26 protein-coding genes are annotated in these 21,897 nt (G+C 55.2%); 25 read left to right on the top strand and 1 reads right to left on the bottom strand.

Annotated features, from left to right (window positions below; all coding sequences use genetic code 11):
• Nucleotides 1-376: 376 nt before the first annotated feature.
• Nucleotides 377-1,183 (bottom strand): helix-turn-helix transcriptional regulator, encoded by an 807-nt coding sequence (locus IC37_RS21840; RefSeq protein WP_030132214.1) that lies wholly within the window; start codon nt 1,181-1,183, stop codon nt 377-379.
• A gap of 301 nt (nt 1,184-1,484) precedes the next feature.
• Here IC37_RS21840 and IC37_RS21835 point away from each other — a divergent pair, with 301 nt between their 5' ends.
• The 25 genes from IC37_RS21835 to IC37_RS21705 all read left to right on the top strand — a co-directional run bounded on the left by IC37_RS21835 (nt 1,485) and on the right by IC37_RS21705 (nt 21,892).
• Entirely contained in the window at nt 1,485-1,739 is a 255-nt protein-coding gene (locus IC37_RS21835) for a hypothetical protein (protein WP_030132215.1), read from the top strand.
• 93 nt (nt 1,740-1,832) lie between these two features.
• Entirely contained in the window at nt 1,833-2,729 is an 897-nt protein-coding gene (locus IC37_RS21830) for a LysR family transcriptional regulator (RefSeq protein WP_030132216.1), read from the top strand.
• Between the two features lie 258 nt (nt 2,730-2,987).
• On the top strand, nt 2,988-3,686 hold the full coding sequence (locus IC37_RS21825) for a hypothetical protein (RefSeq protein WP_030132217.1): 699 nt from the start codon (nt 2,988-2,990) through the stop codon (nt 3,684-3,686).
• 108 nt (nt 3,687-3,794) lie between these two features.
• Entirely contained in the window at nt 3,795-4,013 is a 219-nt protein-coding gene (locus IC37_RS21820; protein ID WP_030132218.1) for an AlpA family transcriptional regulator, read from the top strand.
• Between the two features lie 8 nt (nt 4,014-4,021).
• Nucleotides 4,022-5,587 (top strand): ParB family protein, encoded by a 1,566-nt coding sequence (locus tag IC37_RS21815; protein ID WP_030132219.1) that lies wholly within the window; start codon nt 4,022-4,024, stop codon nt 5,585-5,587.
• 11 nt (nt 5,588-5,598) lie between these two features.
• Nucleotides 5,599-6,159 carry a DUF2857 domain-containing protein gene (locus tag IC37_RS21810; RefSeq protein ID WP_030132220.1) on the top strand — a complete coding sequence of 187 codons (561 nt, stop codon included), beginning with the start codon at nt 5,599-5,601 and terminating at the stop codon, nt 6,157-6,159.
• Between the two features lie 55 nt (nt 6,160-6,214).
• The gene (locus tag IC37_RS21805; RefSeq protein WP_256580781.1) at nt 6,215-7,306 is read left to right on the top strand and encodes an STY4528 family pathogenicity island replication protein; all 1,092 of its coding nucleotides are present in this window, start codon (nt 6,215-6,217) and stop codon (nt 7,304-7,306) included.
• Nucleotides 7,307-7,462: 156 nt separating this feature from the next.
• Entirely contained in the window at nt 7,463-8,254 is a 792-nt protein-coding gene (locus IC37_RS21800) for a PFL_4669 family integrating conjugative element protein (protein WP_030132222.1), read from the top strand.
• On the top strand, nt 8,254-8,769 hold the full coding sequence (locus tag IC37_RS21795; protein WP_030132223.1) for a DUF3158 family protein: 516 nt from the start codon (nt 8,254-8,256) through the stop codon (nt 8,767-8,769). The genes IC37_RS21800 and IC37_RS21795 overlap by 1 nt, the downstream gene beginning before the upstream one ends.
• On the top strand, nt 8,766-9,164 hold the full coding sequence (locus IC37_RS21790; protein ID WP_030132224.1) for a single-stranded DNA-binding protein: 399 nt from the start codon (nt 8,766-8,768) through the stop codon (nt 9,162-9,164). Before IC37_RS21795 ends, IC37_RS21790 begins: the two co-directional genes overlap by 4 nt.
• Nucleotides 9,165-9,434: 270 nt before the next feature.
• The gene (locus IC37_RS21780) at nt 9,435-11,450 is read left to right on the top strand and encodes a DNA topoisomerase III (protein WP_030132226.1); all 2,016 of its coding nucleotides are present in this window, start codon (nt 9,435-9,437) and stop codon (nt 11,448-11,450) included.
• A gap of 475 nt (nt 11,451-11,925) precedes the next feature.
• Nucleotides 11,926-13,152: a DNA cytosine methyltransferase gene (locus IC37_RS21770; protein WP_051414902.1), complete on the top strand. Its 1,227-nt coding sequence runs from the start codon at nt 11,926-11,928 to the stop codon at nt 13,150-13,152.
• Between the two features lie 225 nt (nt 13,153-13,377).
• Complete coding sequence (locus IC37_RS21765) at nt 13,378-13,785, top strand: hypothetical protein (protein WP_256580780.1); 408 nt, start codon at nt 13,378-13,380, stop codon at nt 13,783-13,785.
• 131 nt (nt 13,786-13,916) lie between these two features.
• Nucleotides 13,917-14,384, top strand: coding sequence for an STY4534 family ICE replication protein (locus IC37_RS21760; protein ID WP_030132230.1), 468 nt, complete (start codon nt 13,917-13,919; stop codon nt 14,382-14,384).
• Between the two features lie 136 nt (nt 14,385-14,520).
• Nucleotides 14,521-14,823 (top strand): hypothetical protein, encoded by a 303-nt coding sequence (locus IC37_RS21755; RefSeq protein WP_030132231.1) that lies wholly within the window; start codon nt 14,521-14,523, stop codon nt 14,821-14,823.
• 170 nt (nt 14,824-14,993) lie between these two features.
• Complete coding sequence (locus IC37_RS21750) at nt 14,994-15,521, top strand: PilL N-terminal domain-containing protein (protein ID WP_030132232.1); 528 nt, start codon at nt 14,994-14,996, stop codon at nt 15,519-15,521.
• Nucleotides 15,518-16,165: a hypothetical protein gene (locus IC37_RS21745; protein ID WP_051414903.1), complete on the top strand. Its 648-nt coding sequence runs from the start codon at nt 15,518-15,520 to the stop codon at nt 16,163-16,165. Before IC37_RS21750 ends, IC37_RS21745 begins: the two co-directional genes overlap by 4 nt.
• A 5-nt stretch (nt 16,166-16,170) precedes the next feature.
• Nucleotides 16,171-16,893 carry a TIGR03759 family integrating conjugative element protein gene (locus IC37_RS21740; protein WP_371916345.1) on the top strand — a complete coding sequence of 241 codons (723 nt, stop codon included), beginning with the start codon at nt 16,171-16,173 and terminating at the stop codon, nt 16,891-16,893.
• On the top strand, nt 16,878-17,453 hold the full coding sequence (locus IC37_RS21735) for a transglycosylase SLT domain-containing protein (RefSeq protein WP_081729422.1): 576 nt from the start codon (nt 16,878-16,880) through the stop codon (nt 17,451-17,453). Before IC37_RS21740 ends, IC37_RS21735 begins: the two co-directional genes overlap by 16 nt.
• Entirely contained in the window at nt 17,450-17,878 is a 429-nt protein-coding gene (locus tag IC37_RS21730) for an integrating conjugative element protein (protein ID WP_081729423.1), read from the top strand. Before IC37_RS21735 ends, IC37_RS21730 begins: the two co-directional genes overlap by 4 nt.
• Nucleotides 17,879-17,880: 2 nt before the next feature.
• Nucleotides 17,881-20,010: a type IV conjugative transfer system coupling protein TraD gene (gene traD, locus IC37_RS21725; RefSeq protein WP_030132236.1), complete on the top strand. Its 2,130-nt coding sequence runs from the start codon at nt 17,881-17,883 to the stop codon at nt 20,008-20,010.
• Complete coding sequence (locus tag IC37_RS21720) at nt 20,007-20,756, top strand: TIGR03747 family integrating conjugative element membrane protein (protein ID WP_030132237.1); 750 nt, start codon at nt 20,007-20,009, stop codon at nt 20,754-20,756. Before traD ends, IC37_RS21720 begins: the two co-directional genes overlap by 4 nt.
• Nucleotides 20,757-20,944: 188 nt before the next feature.
• Nucleotides 20,945-21,283 (top strand): RAQPRD family integrative conjugative element protein, encoded by a 339-nt coding sequence (locus IC37_RS21715; protein ID WP_081729424.1) that lies wholly within the window; start codon nt 20,945-20,947, stop codon nt 21,281-21,283.
• A complete protein-coding gene (locus IC37_RS21710) occupies nt 21,280-21,513 on the top strand; it encodes a TIGR03758 family integrating conjugative element protein (protein WP_030132238.1) in 234 nt (77 codons plus the stop codon). Before IC37_RS21715 ends, IC37_RS21710 begins: the two co-directional genes overlap by 4 nt.
• A 19-nt stretch (nt 21,514-21,532) precedes the next feature.
• Nucleotides 21,533-21,892, top strand: a complete 360-nt coding sequence (locus IC37_RS21705; RefSeq protein WP_095920378.1) for a TIGR03745 family integrating conjugative element membrane protein — start codon at nt 21,533-21,535, stop codon at nt 21,890-21,892.
• Nucleotides 21,893-21,897: the final 5 nt, after the last annotated feature.

Genomic DNA, 21,897 nt, shown 5'->3' with positions numbered 1-21,897 from the left:
TTGAGGCAGGCCAGTAGCCTTGGCAGCACTCACCGCTTTGGCGATTGCGCTATCCAGATCGACAATGGACTTGTTGATGTCCGGGCTCCGGCAGGGGCTGGCCTCTGACGACATTCCCATCAGCGCCCGGCTGATGGCGGTGGCGGATGTCTATGACGCTGGGTCGAAAGTAGCCGGTGACAGCTTCATTAGCTGATCATACTCCAATCAACCTAGCAGGTTCCCGATTGGGGGCACTGTTGCTGCTATGCTTGGGCTTTCTCGGAATTTGCAATATCCGCACCGCCGCCGGCCTTGGTTGTAAACGCATTTGCAAGTTAGGGAACTTGCTGTCTGCTGCATGTACGTCAGAATGCTCGTTCGCTGCCCATGGTTCTCAGACCATCTGGAACAACCCATCAATAATTTGCGTCTGGGACAACCGCGTTTTTAAGTCGGCATCTATTTCCTGATCGTCAGCACCGTACAGACGAACCCGTCGATAGGCATTGAGACGACAGACATCCTTTCCCAGAAAATCCCACACCACACGCGAGCACACCGGCGTTCGATGGTCACACGCAGTCACTCCCATTTTCAGGCCATTGAGACGAGTGTTTCGGTTCTTGAAACTGGGAATCAGAATGGTTTGATTGATCTCACTGGAGGCCAAAGATTCGTAGTCGATCAGAAACAGTCGATCGCCCAGATAGTAGGCGACGCCCCTGTACTGATAGAGCTCATCCTCGCGCCCCAGGATGTTGGTCTTTAAGCGCTCATTGCGCTCGTACACGAAGTGGCCGTCTGCTTCATGGATGTTCACCAGTGCACACAGGATGTGTCCTGAGTCAGACATCGAGTAACCATACTCATGGTAATAGCCAACCAAAGATTGAAGCTGAGGTGAAGACCGCTGCCGCAAGTGCTCGACTGCTCTCTGAGGGGCCGTTACCAGGGACAGTGTCGTTGGACGTTTCCGGTCACTGACAAGGCGAATGAATTGTTCCGTCGGCAAGGCAATTTCATACTCCTCCACACCGAAAAAATCGCAAATACGCTTGAGATTGAAGGGTGCTGGAAAACTGTTTCCTCTCAAGTACTTGTTGAACTGACCACGATGAATTTTCAGCTTTCGACAAACTTCGGAAATCGAGCGGCAATGACGGCAAAGGTGTTTCAAGTTGGAAGGGAAAAATTCACGCATTCAATTAGTACTTAGTCGCTGATGCTGGATGACGCCAAAATAGCAGCAACCTGCGCCAATTTCGATCAACTTGCGCAATTGCACAGCATCGGACAATGACCAAATATTACCTACGAAACAACGCACTTATTACCCACCCATCGAGGGACGACTTGGCACTACAACCATTGCTGAAAAGTACTACACAGTTGAGTGCCAATGACTTCCTGCCCTCCTCTTCCGGCACCTCGCCCCCTCAAAGTCATCAAGTAATCAACCGTCTAATTCGGATCTCAGTTGATAACTCAGGAGCTGTTGAAACATGGATCGTTACCACCCCTTAAAAACCAATGCAACCGCCACTTCGGTGGTGCTGCTCGACACCAATGCTGGCGCCTCACAACTGTTGGAAAACGCGCTCCTGCGGATCCGGGCAGGGACAGGCTTGTTAGAAGCGTTGACATCAGTGTCATTTGAGCACTCAGAGAAAGCTGACTTTTATCGACTGATTCTATCTGCCTACCTGCCCCTTCAAGATGGGTTGGATCTGCTCGAACAGCTTCAATCACAATCGTAAAAAAACCGTAGCAACCTCGTCGATACACAAGTCATCAATTGCGCTACTACCTCGCTGTGCTCCTACAGCCGGGGTGGCCGCTAAGGAATCCTATTGGAACTTCGCCATCTACGCGGCTTCATGGCTGTTGCGGAAGAGCTTCACTTCGCGCGAGCTGCGGAACGTTTACACATCGAGCAGTCACCGCTATCCAGGACGATCAAGGAGCTCGAGTCAGAGATTGGTGCTCAGCTGTTTGACAGAAACTCGCGTGGCACTCGGTTAACGTGGCCCGGGGAAGTGCTTGCAAGCGACGTACAAAAAATCTTTCAGGCCGTGGAACAAGCTCGCTGCAATGTACAGGCAGCCGTCGCCGGTTACCGCGGTTCATTACGCATAGCTCTGTCAGATGGCGTCTTACCCCAGCGTTTGTCAGCGATCCTTGCACAAAGTCGAGAAGAAGAACCTGAGGTGGAAATACGCCTGTACGAAGTCTCACTCTCTCAGCAGTTAAAGGGGCTGCGCGAGAACTTGTTCGATGTCGGGTTCGCGCGTTCAAACGACGTAGGTCAGGGTTTGGCAGCTCAAGCCATGTGGCGGACACCTTTGATGGTCGCAGTACCTGCGCGCCATCCTCTTCTGGCCCTCAAACAGATCCCGTTGGCAGAAGCGCTGAACTATCCGCTGGTGCTTTTTCATCCAAAGACCCACACCGGGCTCTACCAACAGATTGAAAACCTGCTGCGTCAGACACCAGCGCCTGTGATCGTAGCCGAACGCGTGTCCAGCCAGGAAGTCATGCTCTCTCTGGTGGCGGCCGGTTATGGAGTCGGGCTTGTCTGTGAAGCGCAAATGGCGCTGTGTCAGAGTACCGAGATCATCACTCGACCATTGGCTGGTGATCCGCCCTTGCTGACCAGCTATCTGCTCCGTTCCTCCAGCGTCCCTAGTGAGCAGTTGCAGCGATTCATTACTCGAGTCACCAAGATGGATACTGTTGATGAAAGGTGATGACGCCCAAACAGCGTGACTTCCTCAGTCTGGAGCCAGACCTCCGACACATCAGTGCTAGTGCATGATCGATTCTGAGAAGGCCCGCATGGCCCTGAAGACTCGTCCGTCAGCAACCCATCGTTGCAAATGAATCGAGACCCGAAAAGTCTGATGCTGTCCACTGGAAAAACGAGCATCACGCCTGACGCATTTAGTCTTTCCCTGGTCTCTGTCCGACGGTTCCATAGACGGACATTGCAATCCACGGAACGGCTTATGAATCAATACCATCAACTAAATGGCACCAAGGTTTACTACAGTCCGGTGGAGGCGGCGATTCGCTGGAGCGACCTGCTTGAACAGCAATCGAGCATTCTCACTTTGACAGCACTGATGTCACGTCCAACAGCCGATGCGCTCGCGCATTGGCCGCTGTTGGGACTGAACATTGAGCGGCTGTACGACGCGATGTGTCATCAAGAACTGCCGTACGGAAAGGAAGGCGTCACCCAAGACGATCCAGCCTTGCTGAATACACCTCACTTGACGATCCGACATGTGGATCTGAAGCGCTGGATGACAACAGCCTACCCGAATCAAAAACCTGCGTTCTTGTTCGATGAGCTGGAGCAGCACATGGCAATTGATCTGGGGACGATTCAAGCGTTGCTGCTGCAAATCCAATCACTGAAAGCCCTATTGACGGTTCAGGGTGAAACCCTGTCCATCAAGGCTTGCGCTAGCAAACCAAACCTCAGCAGCAGGGCCGAAACCACTTACCTGAACATCATCGGCGGTCTGTTGACGTTACTACTGGGTCAATCACCCAGCGGGGTGCGCTATTCGGCCTTCAACACGCTCGAGTCAGTTATCAGCACCTTGATTGCGCATCACAACGGCCGTCCCGGCATTACCGAGCGCACGCTGTGGGCCAAATTCGCCGAAGCCAAACGCCACCTCTGTGCCCAGTCATAGCGCTTCTGTTGCAGACACAAATTCTGCAACTGCAGTGATTTGCCATGCCCGCTCCCATCCAATACCCACTTCCCACCAAGCTCTACCGAGCGTCAAGGAGTGTCCATTATGTCTTTACAAACGGATCTACCGATAACCAACAAGGAGCACCGCATTTTGCGACGCTCGGATGTCGAGCAAAAGACGGGGCTTAAACGTGCCCATATTTACAATCTGATGAGTCAGGGAAAATTTCCGAGATCCGTGCGGCTCGGCGTCCGAGCCGTCGGCTGGGATGCCATGGAAGTTGATCAATGGATTGCCGATCGTTTAAAGGATCGCGGGTGAGGAGGAATATGAGCGTGGTAACAACCTTCCCCCTTCAAAATGAGGCTTACCCAATCGCTTCGGACACTCAACGGACGGAGCCGGGATCAGAGTCATTGAGCGATCCTGAGGTCGACACGCCTATGATCATCACCTTGGATCGCCTGAGGCCCTACGACCTTGATCCGCGGGTGACACGTAATCCTAGATACGACGAGATCAGAGAGTCGATTCGCCGTCGAGGGCTGGACGCTCCCCCGCCGATCACCCGACGTCCAGGCGAATCGTTCTATCGCATTCGTAACGGAGGCAATACACGTTTATCGATCCTGCGCGAGCTGTGGTCGGAAACGAAGAACGAGCAGTATTTTCACTTGACGTGTGTGTTTCGCCCTTGGCCAAAACGAGGCGAGATTATCGCATTGACCGGTCACTTGGCTGAAAATGAACTTCGCGGTGGGCTGACCTTTATTGAACGCGCCCTGGGCGTTGAGAAAGCCAGAGAACTTTACGAGTTGGAGTGTGGTTTTTCTCTGTCTCAATCAGAGTTATCCCGACGTCTGACCTCCGATGGTTACCCGATCCAACAGTCACATATCAGCCGCATGCATGATGCCGTCCAATACCTGCTGCCGGCGATTCCCAACGTGTTGTATGGAGGATTGGGGCGACACCAGGTTGAACGTCTGGCAGTGATGCGTCGATCCTGTGAAAGGATCTGGGAGCAGCATGCCAAAAGCATAGCTTCGGGTATCGATTTCCCGTCCCTGTTTCATGAAGCCCTGATGATGTTTGATTGCGCAGCCGCCGAGTTCTCCATAGCGCGAGTGCAGGATGAACTTATTGGTCAGATGGCCCTTTGGCTCGGCGTTGACTACGACACGCTGGCCTTGGCTTCGAATGAAGGGGAAAAACGTCAACAGGCACTGTCAAACCAGCCCCACAGCACTCCAACGCCAGATCAGTTCAAGATGCCAACACCTGCCCTTTCACTCAATCTACCTGGCGCACCAGCCAGTAAAACGTCCGGTAGCGAGAACAATACCTCAGACACCAAAAACAAAGATAAGGACGTCCCTGGGTCGCTTGCCAATGACCGCCTGCAGTCAATTCAGGAACTCGTGGCCAGACACGCCGGGGATGAGCCGAAACTGCAATCAGACGTCCTGCCGTTTTCACAGGGAAGCCTCTTCCCGATCTCGGATATCTGGAACATTGACCCCGGTCTGGACGAGCCTGAGCGTCTGCGGATTCACATCGGTCAGTTCGCTCGCGAGATTGCTCAGGATGCCTCTCAGGCTGATTTCATCACTGAAGTCGACGAAGGTATCGGGTTCCGTTGCAGCCTCGAAGCGGCACCTGACCATCAACCACCCTCTACCTTGCTAGCCCTGCTGGAAACGTTGACCACGAGCACACCTAAAACAGCCATCCCCATGGAAATTGGAGCCCTACTGCTGGGCTCTACCGAGCCGTGCTCCCACGCCAACCGATTAAGTGACGCCAGCCTGGTAAAGCTGTTCCGGTTGATTCGTTTGGCACGGCGCCTGATTGACCTCAAGTCAGATGTCGACCTAGACACTGTAATGCAATAACAGGAAGCCTCATGACGACACCTCATCCGCTAAACCAGGCCGTAATTGCGCAAGCACTGCATGATCTGCGTAATGGCCAACTTCGCCGTTGCAAAACCATGGGGTTTGCTGATGAAGATCTGGCAGCCCTCAAGGAGCCGGCGTTGATCAGCGTACTGCTCAATGCTCGTGTACCTTGGTGCACCATCCAGATCAATCGCCAAGTGCTACGCAGAATTCTCCATCAGGTGGAGGATGTGGAGCAGGAAATCGCCATGATCGACCGAATGCTTCGCCTGGGCGCCAGCACGGAGATGGTCAGCAAGTTCTATGGTCTCACTCACCAGGAAGTCGCTCTGCGCCGAGACATACTCGGGCTCCCCAAGCGCAAGGGGCGGCATCCGGTACTCAGTGAGGAGCAGGACACCTTGCTATGGGAACGCTGGTATCCGCAACTCAAGGCACGTGATATTGCAGTGGACGATGACATGGCCATGTTGGCGTTGACACTTGATCTGGCCGAAGAGCTCACATTTCCGGTTTCAGTCATTTGGGCTGCGTTGCACAACTGGATCGATCAAGGGTTGGTCTAGTGTCGTGAACCGCTCAGGCCCTGCTGCCCTCTCCTCGGTGCTGGATGCTGCATTGATGAACCTGCACGCCCAGAGCGAGCAATCGAACGGCGATGGATTCCTTTTCAGTGGTAACAGGCATGAAACCGTTCCAAGGTCTTTGTTGCTCGATACCCGCCTGACTCCGCTTGAACGTAACGCCTGGCAAGTCTTCCGACTCTTGCTGAACGATGATGGGGTAACCGCCTTTCCTACCTACGATCAACTGCGCCACTATCTTGCGTCAGTTCCATGCGGTGCTGTGGCCTCCCATGAAACCGTAGCAAAGACCCTGACCCTACTGCGTCTGACGCGCTGGCTGAGCCTGGCGCGTCGACGACGTGATTCCCGGACCGGGCGAGTGCTCGGCAACCTATACGTCCTTCATGACCGACCTCTGACTCCCTTTGAGGCCATGCAGATTGATCCGGAGTACATGAGTCTGGTCAGTCAAACCCTCAAGCACCCTAACAAGGGGATTCAAAGGGTCGGATTGGTTGTGCTCGAAGAGATCAGCAAGGATCCAAGTGTCCAGACCCAGTTGCTACCCAGCCACCTTCATGTGCTGGCGCTGCGTTTGCACGAGCAGCAAACCGGTGACAAAACAGTACCTCTATCCGAAGAGCGCCATTCACCCACTCTTCGGAACGGAAAATGCCTGTCTTCGAAATTCGAATCAGGTCTCAAAGCCTCTGGCGACAACGGTCTTCGGCATCCGAAGGCAGCGAGTACGTTAAGTACAAAAGCATTAAAAGAACTACGTACTGAAACGCACCTGCACGACGTCTGCGAACTGACATTTCCAGCCCGATTCGGCTCGCTGACGCCGGCTCAACAAGCAGGTGCCAAGGTCGCACTGCTGCAACTGAACCTCGAATTGCGACAGGCAGTGCTGGATGAGTGGTCGGCCCGCTGTCGAGATACCCATGTGCGTAATCCCGCCGGCTATCTGTTCGGCATCGTGCAGAAAGCGCTGCAAGGTCATTTCACCGCGTGGGCAGCCAAGAACAATGCGACTGGATCAAGCAGCCCGCAGAAAGATCCACAATCTGAAAACAAAGCGGATCGAGACCCGACCGTTGCTCATGCCTACCTTGATGAACTGAAAGGGTTACTACGTTCGCGCTGACTGCTGATCACTGAACCTACTATCCCCAGGGGATAGATGCCCAGGCAGTCAAGCCTTTCTAGAATCAGGCCCACTCCACCTGCGCTTTGTTCACTGACAGCCTTTCCCTATGCCTCAAAGCTGAGCACTCATTCCACTACCCATGAGTGCCCCACTATGGCGAGCGATCTACAACTGAACCTGGGTGCGTTACGCAGCAGCATACAACTGACTTTGCACACCCATCATGCTTCTCGCATCTGGCATGGTCGAGACTCATCCCAAGGACGGGCGACGATTATCGGCCTGAACGGCTTCATCTCTGTCATGAACAAAATGAAGCGCGGTGCAGAACAGGATGATCCTTACTCCGACGCATGGATGCTTCGGATCGAAGGCAAACTGAACGAGACCAAGGGAACACTCAATGTCCTGCGCGAACAGGTCGATCTGGTGCTCTCAGAAGTCCCAGCCGCCTTGAGTCTAGGAGAAAACCTCAACATCCAGCCCGTCAATCTTCCACTGTTCGTCAACGCCCAGCTCGGCTTTATGGCGGTGTACCTGTTAGCAGATTACGACGACCTGGCGCGGCGACTGATCCTGGCCCATCACACCGCCCTGATCGACCGTAACACCCTCGAACGCTGGCTCAACGAAGGGGCTCATGCCCTTCGTAGCCTGTTCAGCCTGGCCCAGCAATACAAGTACTCAGGGGTGCAGCGCGATGATTACGCAGCCAATAACGCCGCGGCACTTAAGGCCAGGGAACGGTTTGGTGACGTACCGCAAGATGTACTGGAGGGAACCCGTCGTTCACGTTTCGCTCCGCCCATGACGCGACGGTCAGCAATCCAGGATCCACAAGCAGATGAAAACGCCGCCGTCGATGCGGCTATCGACAGCAATGATGCAGCAGAAGATGACGATGCCTCTCCCGGATTCACTCCGACAGAAGAGGAGGAACGCTGATGAGCCTGCATTACTTTACTCCGCTGGATCAAAACAACTTTGAGCAACTGGCACACGCCGCCTACCTAAAAGGCCTTTTAAAGCCTTTTAAAGGTAAGGGGTGTCTGGAGCTCTGCGCCAGCCAATGCGTTGCGCTTCGCGACGAGCTAATCAGCCTGGCGCAAGAGCGAATACTCACACAGACCCGCCGCTATCCCTTCAATTTGCTTCCAGCCCAACTGGCCCCGCAAGCGACTGGTACAGGGACGACCTTTCTGCGCTGGCGTAACCCCGATCGCTCGTCCATGGGCGTAGCGCTCTGGGAACGGTGTATGGAAAGCGACGCCACACCCAACCTGCTGATCAACGACCTGTTTGCCCTGGAGCAGCATCGAATAGTACTGAACATGCAGATCAGCCTGAGCCATACCCTGGCCCGCCAAAGCAATGACTGCGCCAGCAAGTTGGCGCAGGCCGAAGCGGTCTATAAACGCTGCGTCACACGACGCGCCATTACCCAAGAGAGCACATCATGAGCACCCATTTTTTTGGTGAAGGCAACATCGGCTCCGCACCTGAGTATCGGGAGTTTGCGAGCCGTAATGATGAACCGCGGCGCTTGCTGCGGCTCAACGTGTATTTCGACAATCCGATACCGGTCAAAGATGGTTATGAAGACCGTGGAGGTTTCTGGGCACCTGTCGAAATCTGGCACCGCGATGTCGAACGTTGGAGCACCTTGTACCAGAAAGGTATGCGAGTGTTGGTGGAGGGACGCTGCGTGAAGGATGAATGGGAGGATGCCGATGAAAACACCCGGGTGACGTTCAAAATCGAAGCCCGTCGGGTAGGGATCCTGCCTTACCGAATCGACGCCGTGACGCTTGGCGGCAAACCGACCTCGACGGCTAGCGACGAGCATCACCCGTAACCATCACTCAAGTGAGCGGCTGACTCGACAGTCTGCCGCTCCATTGCGCCAGTGCAGATGCTTCAGTGCAGAACGTGTCCACTGACGTCCATCCTGTTCCAGCCTCGCGGCACAAAACGAATCTTCTGTGGCAAAAACCACTGACTGCCAACCACCCCATCGTGTCCGTGGATGCTCAATAGGCCACAGACTGAATCGCTTTGAAGCTCGCAGCCCCACAATCCCTGGGTCATCGTCAAGCGCATCTCAGTTCCTGTTCAAGGTCATGACATGCGACTTTTTCTTTGTGAAAAACCCTCCCAGGGCAAAGACATTGCCCGGGTACTGGGCGCCCTTCAGCGTGGTAACGGCTGCTACAACGGTTCAGGCATCTGTGTGACGTGGTGCATCGGGCATCTGGTTGAAGCAGTACCTCCCGAAGCCTATGACGAACGCTTCAAGCGCTGGTCGCTGGATCAACTGCCCATCATTCCGGTCAAGTGGCGTATGGACGTCAAGGCGGACACTGCTGCCCAATACAAGATCGTCAAACAGTTGCTGGCTAAGGCGAGCGAGCTGGTGATCGCAACCGATGCTGATCGAGAGGGCGAAATGATTGCCCGCGAGATACTGGACCTGTGCCACTACCAAGGTTCAATTCAGCGATTGTGGCTGTCGGCGCTCAACGAAGCGTCGATTCGTAAAGCGCTCGTCAGCTTGCGACCGGCAGATGAAACCGAGCGACTGTATTACTCCGCCCTCGCCCGTTCACGGGCTGACTGGCTGATCGGCATGAACATGAGCCGATTGTTCACGCTGCTCGGACGCCAAAGTGGCCACCAAGGGGTGCTGTCGGTGGGACGCGTGCAAACACCAACGTTACGGCTGGTGGTTGACCGCGATCGGGAGATCGAACGTTTTGTGTCGGTGCCCTACTGGGTCATCGACATTCGTCTGTCGCGCCTGGGACAGTCATTTTTGGCACAATGGGAGGCACCGCAAAATGCCACCGACGATGCTGGTCGCTGCATTCGACAGGCCGTGGCGCACCAGACACTTCAAAGCCTTCGGCAAGCTCAGGACGCGCAGGTGATCGAAGTGGAGACGCAGCGCATTCGAGAGGTACCGCCACTGCCCTTTGATCTGAGCACGCTCCAAGAGGTCTGCTCGAGGCGATTCGGACTCGGTGTGCAGGAGACGCTGGATATTGCGCAATCGCTGTATGAAACCCACAAGGCCACCACCTATCCCCGTTCTGATTCAGGTTATCTGCCCGAAAACATGTTGGCTGAGGCAGCGACGGTTTTGGACTCGTTGATTATTAGCGACCCGAGCGTGGAAGCACTGACTCGTTCAGTTGATCGACAGCAGCGCTCGCGCGCCTGGAACGACAATAAGGTCAGCGCGCACCATGGCATTATCCCGACGCTGGAGCCGTTTAGGATGGGAGCTCTGAATGAGAGCGAACGGACCGTTTACGAACTGATCCGTGCACATTACCTGGCCCAGTTTCTGCCCCACCACGAATACGACCGCACCTGTGTGCAGTTCACCTGTGGTGGACACACGCTTCAAACCAACGGTAAACACATCGTGGAGTCGGGCTGGCGTCGGGTGTTAGAAAGTGATCCTGCGACGAGTGAGGAGGAGTCAGCACAACGAAGCCAGATTCTGCCCCCATTGACCTCTGGCAGCTGTTGCAGTGTGCAACAAGTGGAGTTGAGGGCGCTCAAGACGCAGGCACCGAAAGCACTCACCCAGGGCGAACTGATCAAAGCCATGAAGGGAGTGGCCAAACTTGTCACTGACCCACGGCTGAAGCAGACACTCAAGGACACGACGGGTATCGGCACAGAAGCAACACGGGCCAACATCATCAGCGGGTTGTTGAGCCGAGGTTACCTGTACAAGAAGGGTCAATCCGTCCGGGCCTCTGAGGCAGCATCCACCTTGATCGATGCGGTTCCCTCCGCCATCGCAGACCCGGCAACCACCGCGATCTGGGAACAGGCCTTCGATATGATCGAGACCGGTCAAATGACTCTGGACAGTTTCATCGCCAAGCAAACGACCTGGATCACACAGTTGGTCGAGCATTATCGGACGACGACGCTGTCGATCCATACGCCTGGCGGCCCAACCTGTCCATTGTGCGGTGCATCAATGCGTCAACGTCACGGCAAGCATGGTGCGTTTTGGTCATGCACCCGGTATCCAGAGTGTAAAGGCGTGCTACCTGTTGTCGCCAAAACAGGTTCTGCGTCAAGCCACAGAAAGCCACGTCGTTCAAAGCCCAAAAGCTACTGAGCGACCTTGCCCAAGCACCTATCGCCTTCTGAAACAGTGTGCGCGTTTAATCCGATCATTTGATCGGCGACGTGAAGGAACGGTTCGTCACTGCTGCAATTGCTGCGCATCACTGTCTTTGAAAAGACCCATTTTGAAGGATCCCCTGAGCGCCTTTCAATCAAGGCGATCAGGAGACCCTTCAGGGTGGACGTAATCGGTGCCGGCACCCGCCGGTCAAACAACGGGTTCCTTTTGTACACGGATGTGTGCCTCACGATATCGATCCACGCCACGATAAAGGATCGGGGATGAATGCTGTCACGGCGTCTGGCAATGACGACCGCCACACGCCCGCGGCAGCCTACCGGTGGCTTCTCTGTTTTCAGCCGAAGGTCAGACCTTCGGCACCTCTGTCCCTTTCCCACTATCGCGCCGCGCCAGGCACTGCACTGCATTGCCCGGTGATTGAGGCGCACTGAAAAGGACATAGCCCATGAATCAACCCTCCATCCACCTGCAGTACGCCAGTGTCTGTAGCGGCATCGAAGCGGTCAGCGTCGCGTGGCGACCGCTTGGACTGACACCAGCCTGGTTTTCCGAGATCGAACCCTTTCCCTGTGCAGTACTGGCGCATCACTACCCTGAGGTTCCGAACCTGGGTGATATGACACAACTGGTTAGTCAGGTGCTCAATGAGAGCGTACCTGCTCCGCCCATTCTGATTGGGGGCACACCCTGCCAGGCCTTCAGCATCGCCGGCTTTCGTGCAGGGTTGGCGGATCCCAGAGGCATTCTCAGCCTCAAATACGTGGAGTTAGCCAATGCCATCGACCAAGTCCGAATCTGTCGAAACGAACCGCAATCCATCATTGTCTGGGAGAACGTTCCCGGTGTGCTCAGCGACAAAGGCAATGCCTTTGGCTGCTTTCTCGCAGCATTGGCTGGCGAAGAAAGGGAACTTCAGCCGCCAAGGAAGACGTGGTCGCACGCGGGTATTGTGTTTGGCCCCCAAAGAACAATCGCTTGGCGCGTACTGGATGCCCAATATTTCGGCGTGGCCCAACGACGCCGTCGTGTGTTCCTTGTCGCAAGTGCTCGAGCAGGGTTTGATCCCGCCGCGGTACTTTTTGAGTCCGAAAGCCCGCGCCGGGATATTGCGCCGCACCGAACGCAGGAAACGAATATTGCCTCGCCTTCTGGAGCTGGCACTCAAACGGACAATGGACTAGTGCGCGCCCATGCTTTCAACAACGCCTATGGCATGGCGAACGGCCAAGGGGGTGCTGAAGCCGCATTGGAGTGCTGCCCCACCCTGACTTGCAATCACGACGTTGCCATAGTCGTCTGCGCAACCGGGGATGAGGGCCAGTGCTTGAACACTGAATGCGTTGAGGCCAGTGACAATGAAGTAGAGCGGATCATTCCGATCCGTCACAGAGCCCGACGCCTGCTCCCCAATGAGTGCGAACGCTTGCAAGGTCTGCCCAGTGGTTATACCAGGATCCCTCGACGCCATTACGCGATCAGGCGCGTAAGCCGCAGCCGCCCGCTTGACTTGTGGGAAATCACGGAAAGCGGCTGGATGCTGATGGCCGCTGACGGGCCTCGTTACACGGCCATTGGCAACACCATGGCGGTGCCCTGCCTTGTCTGGCTTGGCAAACGACTCCTGGCAACGCTATCGGAATCAGGGCAAGCGCATGAAGGTATTGATCGCTGACAGGTAAGCGCACGAGGAACACTCTTTCGTTACGCATCACTGATCACGGATCAGTGCCTGCCCAGGCAGCCGAGGTCTTCAGGGCTGCGGCGTGATTGGCTCACGTTGACCATGCCAGTCCGCCCAGCATCGTTTCTGCGGACGTGCGCCCTGAAAGGCGTCGATGCCTGTCATTACATCGTGCAAGTCCCTTGGACCTTACTCAGATCATCAGGAGTTGTTCTCATGAAAAATTCAACCGTTTCTCAGCTTTCCTCACTGTCCCAGCACACGCCCATCATTCAACCGCCAATCAATTTCGACAGCACAGCGGCAGCCTTTCTCTTTGCCTGGAAACAAGGTGTTTCATTAGCCGGCCCCACCTACTTTGGTGACGGAACAAAAACCGGTTTCGACAAGAGCAATTGCAGGTGGGATCTACGTCCCAATCTGCTGATGATCAACAACGCCATTGATGTACTGAGCACCAATGAGCGGATATTCCTTGCAGCTCTGGTCAGCTTCTACGACACCGAAGAAGGCAGCGCTCTACTCAATAGGGTGGGGATCAGAGGTTTAGCCGACCTGGGTCTTCTAGACCTTGAGCGACGCGACGTCATCGCTTCACTGATCATGCACTATCACGGTTGGTAACCCAGCCATTTGTTCATGGGGACAAACCATAGGTTTTCCCTTTGGGTCATTTTTTCCAATCACCTATCGGGGGCAACAGTCCCCTTGGGGCGACGAGCCTCCACCTGCTTTCTCCAGCCTGGAGGCACGTCATGAGCAATGCGTTTTCCGAAGTGACTTACTTCGATCTTCATATCACTGGACTGGGTTATCTCAATCGCATACGCGAGGTGAAACTCAAGAAAGGCGAATCGTTTCTAGCTTGCGACATCGCAGCGCTCAATGGTCCTACCGACGGTCCGGAGTATCGGCGCTTCGATGTACGTGTCACAGGCGAAGAAGCAAAAGATCTGATTCGCCGGTGCGCTAAAGCCGTTGAGCTAGAGCGCAAAGTCCTGGTCGGTTTTCGCCTCGGAGATCCCTGGGTGGATACCTTCACTTACTCCAAAGGCATCAACAAGGGGCAATTGGGTGTCAGTTTCAAGGCCCGGCTACTCCTGTTGAACTGGATCAAGATCGATGGCGTTATGGTGCACAAACGTGAACCCGCCGCTGAAGATTCAATGCCCATAGGGGACACCCCGCCTGAGCCAGTGGCCGAAGCGGAACCCGCAGTTTGATTTCAGATCCGGCAACGGTTCTTGGTTTTTCCTCAATGTAGTAACTCATAGAAGACGTTCAGTCTTTCTACCCACCCTCGTGAGCCATGACTCCAGAGGGGGGTGTCATGGCTCATTTTTGAAAAGGAAACAGACCATGATTATTCTCAAGTTTGGTGATTCGGCCAAACCAATGTCCGAGCTCGGCGCTTTGGTTATAACACCGGGTGTCGACGCACTGATGAGATCGAAGCGATTAGATCCATTTCACTACTTCGGCCGTCACATGCTAGGCGACTGGGGGGACATCTGCGACGAAGATCGTCAGCTCAACGAAGAGGCGCTGATATCAGATTATCGACTGATGTCCGTCTACGACGTCGAACCTGGGCTGAAGCTGTGGATCATCACCGAAGCAGATCGCAGCGTGACCACCATTCTTCTGCCTGAAGAATACTGAAGCCTGCGGTCAGGCATTAGTAGAACTTCAAACATTGATCTCAACGGCCTCCTCGGGGGCCGTTTTTCTTTATGTGACATTGAATCGGGTGACTCCTCATTCCAGATTGTTCGCTGCCACCGAGACGCCCGCTTGAGATGTTCCTCGGATCACATCCAGGAACCCAGCGTATGCCATTGCCAAATGCTCGCCTTATCCCACTCATTTTGCTGAACAGCCTGACGCTTGCGGGCTGTCAAACCATTGAATTACTACCCACTGCGCCGGCGGTGGAGAAGGCTGCACCACGACCTTCAGAGCATTACATTCCCGTCCAACGCTACGGTCGCTACACCTTGGTTGAGCTGGCACCAGAAGCCGCGCAGCAGAACCTTTTGCTGCAAGTCATCGATATCGATCTTCCCTCTACCTGGTTCATCTCGGTCGGTGACGCTCTGAGCTATGTCCTGTTGCGATCGGGATATCGACTTTGTGACAGCACACCTGAAAACGCGATGCTGTTCGCACTCCCCCTTCCGGCAGCTCACCTGAAGCTGGGCCCTATGGTGCTGCGCGATGCTTTGCAGATGCTCGCCGGCCCTGCTTGGTCGTTACAGGCCAACGAACGTCTTCGCCAGATCTGTTTCATCCCGTCGGCTGGCAGCGTACCTGCCGGGATCTCTGCGATCGCTTCTGTCCCTCCGGAGGCAACCCCATGATTTATTCCACCATCTCCAACACAACACTTCGCACACGATTTCTACGCTGGACGCCTCCCCTACTGCTGTCGGTGGCCTGCTGCACGCTCATCTCTCATCAGATATCGCTATCGGAACTAACGCAGCGTCTTGTAGAGCAAGCTGACTCGACAGACCTTCAACACCTTGAAGATCGAGTCATGGGACTGGAGCTGTCCATCTTGAATGCACAGCAGTCTCCAAATGCTGTGACTCGTACTGAAATGACCGATCTGTCTGCAGCCCTCAACGGACGCATCACCGACATAGAGAAGGCAATGGCTGCCACCCACCAGCCTCAAACGGACTTGCAAGCGCTGCTACAGCGCGTACTGCAGCTCGAGTCTGGTCAGAAACAACTGATGCACTTGCCGGTCCCAAATAAACCCGCCCCCCTTCCCCGCAAACCGAAAAAACCTGCTGAGCCATCTTTCCAGATTCTCGGTTGGGAGCTGCGTGGCGGTGAACGTTTCCTGTCCATTGTCCCGGTGGGAACCCAGTCACTGGATCAAAGTCGGCTCATGCGGATTGGAGAGTCCTACGCGGGTTGGAGACTTGAGGGCTTTGACGAACAGTCCGCAGTGTTTGTTGCCGATGGCGTGACACATCGCCTGAATATTCGATAGGAGCGATCATGTCCCGTTTGCTATTGCTGCCCCCAATGCTCTTGTCGCTGTTCTCCGGTGCTCATGCGCAGGAGCCCAGTACAAAAATCTTGGTAGAAACCAACAGTAAACACCACTCAGATGATGCTTTTCCGATTGATAAAGCGTTGCTGGCTCAGCAGTGGGGTTTGCGGGAAGAAGAGCTCGATCGCTTTCGAACCCTGATGCAGGGCCCATTGGGCACCTACTCCCCAAACCTTGACCCTTTGAGCGCGTTAGGAATTGAGGCACGTACGGATATTGAGCGGCAGCGTTATGCACTGCTTCAAGTGGACGCTGAAGCAGCGCGCGTTGAGAAATTATTGGCCTACCAGCGAGCCTATGATCTGGCTTGGAAAGATCGGTACCCGGGGATGGCACTAGTCAACCTTCCCCCCATGAACAGTCCCTTGACGATCAAGGCGACCGAGAGAAAAGCGGTTTTCGTCCGATACGACTGCCCTGAATGTGAACATCGGGTTAAACAGTTGCAGACCTCAGGCTCAGCGTTCGATCTCTACGTTGTTGGCAGTCAACAAAACGACAAACGCATCCGCCAATGGGCCCAGAAAGTCGGCATCAATCCCATCAAAATCCGTGACGGATCCATCACAATCAATCACGACAATGGGCGCTGGGTATCAATCGGCGCTCGAGGCGAGTTGCCGGCAGTGATGCACGAGGTGAATGGCAAATGGCTGCGTCAGTAAACCCGCGCAGCATACTGCTGCGCCTTTTAAGTTATGCCACTCTTCTGAACGTTGCTCCCGAGTCTGTCGCCCAACCTGTTTTGGCTCCTCCACCGGCCTATGGTGTTGCAGCCAGGCAAGCCGGGGTTCCTTCGGATGTGCTGTTTGCCGTGGCGTTGCAAGAAAGCGGCGTTGCGTTGCGAGGTCGGCGTCTGCCTTGGCCCTGGACGCTGAATATCGCAGGAACCGCTCTGTACTTCGAAAAACAGGCTGACGCGTGCAGAGCACTGCAGCAGGCCTTGAAACACCACCCAGCTACACGGATTGACGCCGGCCTGACCCAAATCAACCTGGGCCATCAGAGGCGGTTCTACCGACACCCGTGTGAACTGCTACACCCTCATAGAAACCTTGCAATTGCAGCACTCATTTTGCGCGAACAATACCGCAACGGTGAAGACTGGTTGGCTGCTGCGGGTCGTTTCCACCGACCTGCTGGCGGTCCTTTGGCAGCGCGTTATCGACGCAGTGTCAGCAAGCATCTGAATCAGCTGGCTTGGACAGGGAGCTACCGGCCATGAAAACACGTTATGCATGGGTATGTGCTTTTTGGGCAATGAACTGCAACTGGTGCGCTGCTGAAGTGATCACACCCAAGCACGCAGAGGCACGCTACAGCGAAGACGACATGTTGCCGGTCCGTTCGAAGGCTTTGTCACCTGGCACTGTTCAACGCCGCGTCTTGGACGCCGTGGGGTTACCAGCGTTTTTCCTGATCGGCGAGGACGCTCGCTCACGGACGTGGTTGAAGCAGCGACTACCGCTGTTGAGGAAATTGAAAGCTGTAGGGCTGGTGGTCAACATCGAGTCCAAGGCGGCACTTTTGAACCTTCGTCAGGCCGCCCCGGGACTGACGCTCTCCCCAGTATCAGCAGATGACCTGGCCCAGCGCTTGAATCTTCGGCACTATCCTGTGCTGATCACAGCCAGCAGCATTGAGCAGTAGGGATGACGCAGTCCCATGCCGTTGAAACGCTACTGCGACCGGCCGTTGAACTGTACAGCGTTGCCGTGTGCGGTTCAGCGGCCGCTTTATGCCTCGCAGCCCCTTGGTCACTTGCGCTCACCCCATCCATTGGGACAGGCGCCGCGCTCGCTTGCACCGCCCTTGGTGCGGTTCGCCTGAAGCAGGCTTGCACTGTCTTGCGCTATCGCCGGCAAATGAGGCGCCTGCCGCGCTATGTGATGACCAGCCGTGAGATCCCTGTCAGTCATCAACGCTTGTTTGTCGGCAAGGGTTTTCGTTGGGATCAACGTCACACCCATAGGCTGATGCAGACCTACCGACCTGAGTTCCGAAAGTACATTGAGCCCTCTGTGCTGTACCAGTTGGCGCGCCGGTTAGAAGCACGACTGGAGTTTGCACCTCACCCGCTGAGCCAACTGCCTCGGCTCACTGGCATGGATCACCCGCTGAACCCTGTCAGACCATTACCTCCAGTGGGTGGATTGCCTAGGCTCCATGCTGTCGAGCCCCAAGAGGTCGATGTCACCCTGCCCTTGGGTGAACGCGTTGGCCATACCCTGGTATTAGGCACGACACGTGTCGGCAAGACCCGACTGGCCGAATTATTTATTACCCAGGACATTCGCCGTGGCGAGGTTTGCATCGTTTTTGACCCCAAGGGCGATGCCGAGCTACTCAAGCGCATGTACGTCGAAGCCAAGCGGGCGGGCCGTGACGGTGAGTTCTATGTATTTCACCTAGGGCAACCTTCGATCTCGGCCCGCTACAACGCGATCGGCCGGTTCGGGCGAATCACCGAAGTGGCCTCCCGAATTGCCGGACAACTGTCAGGCGAAGGCAACTCTGCGGCGTTCAGGGAATTTGCCTGGCGCTTCGTCAACATCATTGCCCGGGCATTGGTAGAACTGGGACAACGACCGGATTACCTGCTGATCCAGCGTCATGTCATCAACATCGATGCCCTGTTCATCGAATACGCCGCGTACTTCTTCGCCGAACACGAGCCCAAGGCTTGGGAAGTCATCGTGCAGATCGAGGCCAAACTCAACGAGAAAAACATTCCACGAAACATGATGGGGCGCGAGAAACGCGTAGTGGCGATTGAGCAATACCTGTCCCAGGCGCGGCTGTATGATCCTGTTCTCGATGGACTGCGCTCAGCCGTGCGCTATGACCGCACCTACTTCGACAAGATCGTAGCCTCGCTCCTGCCGCTGTTGGAAAAACTTACCACCGGAGACATTGCGCAACTGTTGGCACCGGACTACGTGGATCTGGAGGATCCGCGGCCGATCTTTGACTGGATGCAGGTCATCCGTAAACGGGCCGTGGTTTACGTCGGCCTCGATGCGTTGTCCGACTCTGAAGTCGCGTCTGCCGTCGGCAATTCGATGTTCTCTGATCTGGTGTCTGTTGCAGGCCACATCTACAAGTTTGGAGTTGATGACGGACTACCCGGGGCCTCGGCGGACAAGAAAATCCCCATCAATGTCCATGCCGACGAATTCAACGAACTGATGGGCGACGAGTTCATCCCGATGATCAACAAAGGTGGCGGCGCCGGCATCCAGGTGACGGCCTACACTCAGACCCTCAGCGACATCGAGGCGCGGATCGGCAATCGTGCCAAGGCTGGCCAAGTCATCGGCAACTTCAACAATCTGTTCATGCTACGAGTACGTGAAACCGCGACAGCTGAACTGCTCACCAAGCAATTGCCCAAGGTCGAGGTCTACACAACGTCGGTGATGAGCGCAGCCACTGACAGCTCAGACCCGCAGGGCAACACCGCCTTCACCTCCAACACTCAAGATCGGGTCACTACGACCAGCGTTCCGATGATTGAACCAGCGCACGTAGTGGCCTTGCCCAAAGGACAGGCCTTTGGGCTTATCGAGGGAGGTCAGCTTTGGAAAATTCGTATGCCCTTGCCCGCGCCGGATCCTGATGAAGTCATGCCCAAGGATCTGCAAACGATGGCCGGGTACATGCGCAAACGCTATGTCGCGGCGAATGACTGGTGGAGTCCGACAGCGAATCAGGATCAAGATGCGCCACTGCCCGCGGATCTTCTCGAAGAAGCCACACAGCATGAACCGAGAGATGAATGAGTGATTCAGCAGCCACGGCTCAACGTCAGCAGCAGCGACAACAAGGACTGTTGATTGGCCTGCTGACGCTGCCCTTTCGGTTTGTGGGCCTGCTATTTGGATCGCTGATGCTGAGCATTGTGATTGAGTGTGCAGGTATGTACTTCTTCTGGCCCGAGGAAAGCTGGCGGCATTCACAACAAATGTTCGAGTTTGAACTGGCCCAGCTGTCCAAGGACTTCAGCCGAAGCGCGCTGGTGCAGGAGCCCGGTCGTACCACCCAAGCACTCGTCCAGATGGCGCATGACGGGGTGTTGGTCAAAACCGGTATCGCCAAGTGGGTGCAGAACACATCGCAGAATGCCCGTGCAGCTCAATATGACAGTGCGCGAACCGCCCGATATTACGTCGGGACAATCTATACACATTTGGAGAACGGCTTGATCGCTGCGGCTTACACCGTGCTGGTGTTCGCTGTTCGACTGTTGGTGCTGTTTCTGACGCTGCCACTGTTCGTGATTGCAGCCTTCATCGGACTGGTGGATGGACTAGTGCGCAGGGACATTCGTCGTTTTGGTGCAGGCCGTGAGTCGGGCTACATCTACCATCGAGCCAAAGCCTGCGTGATGCCATTGATCACATGGCCTTGGGTTTTATATTTGGCATTACCGATCAGCGTGAATGCTGTTCTGATCCTGCTCCCCAGTGCGATTTTCTTGGGGCTAGCCCTTGCGATCACAGCAAGTAGCTTTAAGAAATATCTATAGCCCTCGGTAACGATCGTCCCATCTTCGAATCATCTTGCACAAATTCATCAATGATGGCGCGTAGTCGTACCTTCTAGCTCCCTGAGCAATTTCGCAATACGGGATCTACCAAAATCCGATTGATTGCAGTGTGGGATTTCACCCGCTTGCAGTATTGGGCCGTCTGATTGGACAGAACGAGCTCAACCATGATCAACAGCCTATCCCCGAGAACCTTACAGACTGCTTTATTGCTCTTCACTCTTCTGGGTGAAACCACAGCGGCAGCTAACGAGGTATCTGACGAACACATCCGGTTAGCAACGCTGCTGCGTGAGCTGAACGCAATTGATCGTCTTGCCATCCCAGGCGATACCCTGAGTGATCAAGGATCACCACGCTATCGCTTCAACTATGCCCGCTTGCGCGCTGACATCCACCGCGTGAGCAACGGAATCCAACACTACCTGACCCCCCAACGCGCAACGCCTCGCGACTCTATTCCCCTGCATGGTAGTTACCTCGATGAAACGGGACCTACCCGATGACTGCCGCACAGATTGCAGCTTTCCAGGCAAACGGTGGTTTTACCCCTTCGATCACAGCTTCCGCGCTGACCTGCGCTGTCTTTGCCACGATGTTGCTCTGGGGCACCTGGGCAATACGCACGGCTTATTCGGGCTGGGCTGAGCAACGCCTGAACCAACGACAGTTCCTGGGCGTGGTGATCCGCTTCACCGCGATGTACCTGGTACTGACATTTGTCCTCCTTTCATGAGCCAATGGAATTCCCTCCCATGAACTGGTATTCCCCGCACTTCAAACGACCCGCCATAGCCATTGCGACCTACGGTACAACGCTCCCCTCCCTCGCCTTGGCCAAAGGCAAGTTGCCAACCATGGAGGACCCTTCCCGCGGTGTCGGCAAAGGCATCATGGAGACGATGCAAAACTATGGATACGACATCGTCATGCTGGTGGCCTTGCTGGTAGTTGCCTCCATGTTTATTGGCGTCTGTTACCACGCTTACACCCGATACTCGGAGATTCATACGGGGCGTTCTACTTGGGGGCAGTTCGGTCTGAGCATTGCTGTAGGCGCTGTCATGTTGGTGGTCGGTATTTGGTTGCTGACCAAAGCCACCGGAATTCTGTGAGGACG

It is taken from the genome of Pseudomonas sp. QTF5 (genome assembly GCF_000512695.2).
Lineage (GTDB): Bacteria > Pseudomonadota > Gammaproteobacteria > Pseudomonadales > Pseudomonadaceae > Aquipseudomonas.
The sequence above is the reverse complement of the archived record's forward strand: the minus strand, read 5'-3'. Positions and strand labels throughout refer to the sequence as shown.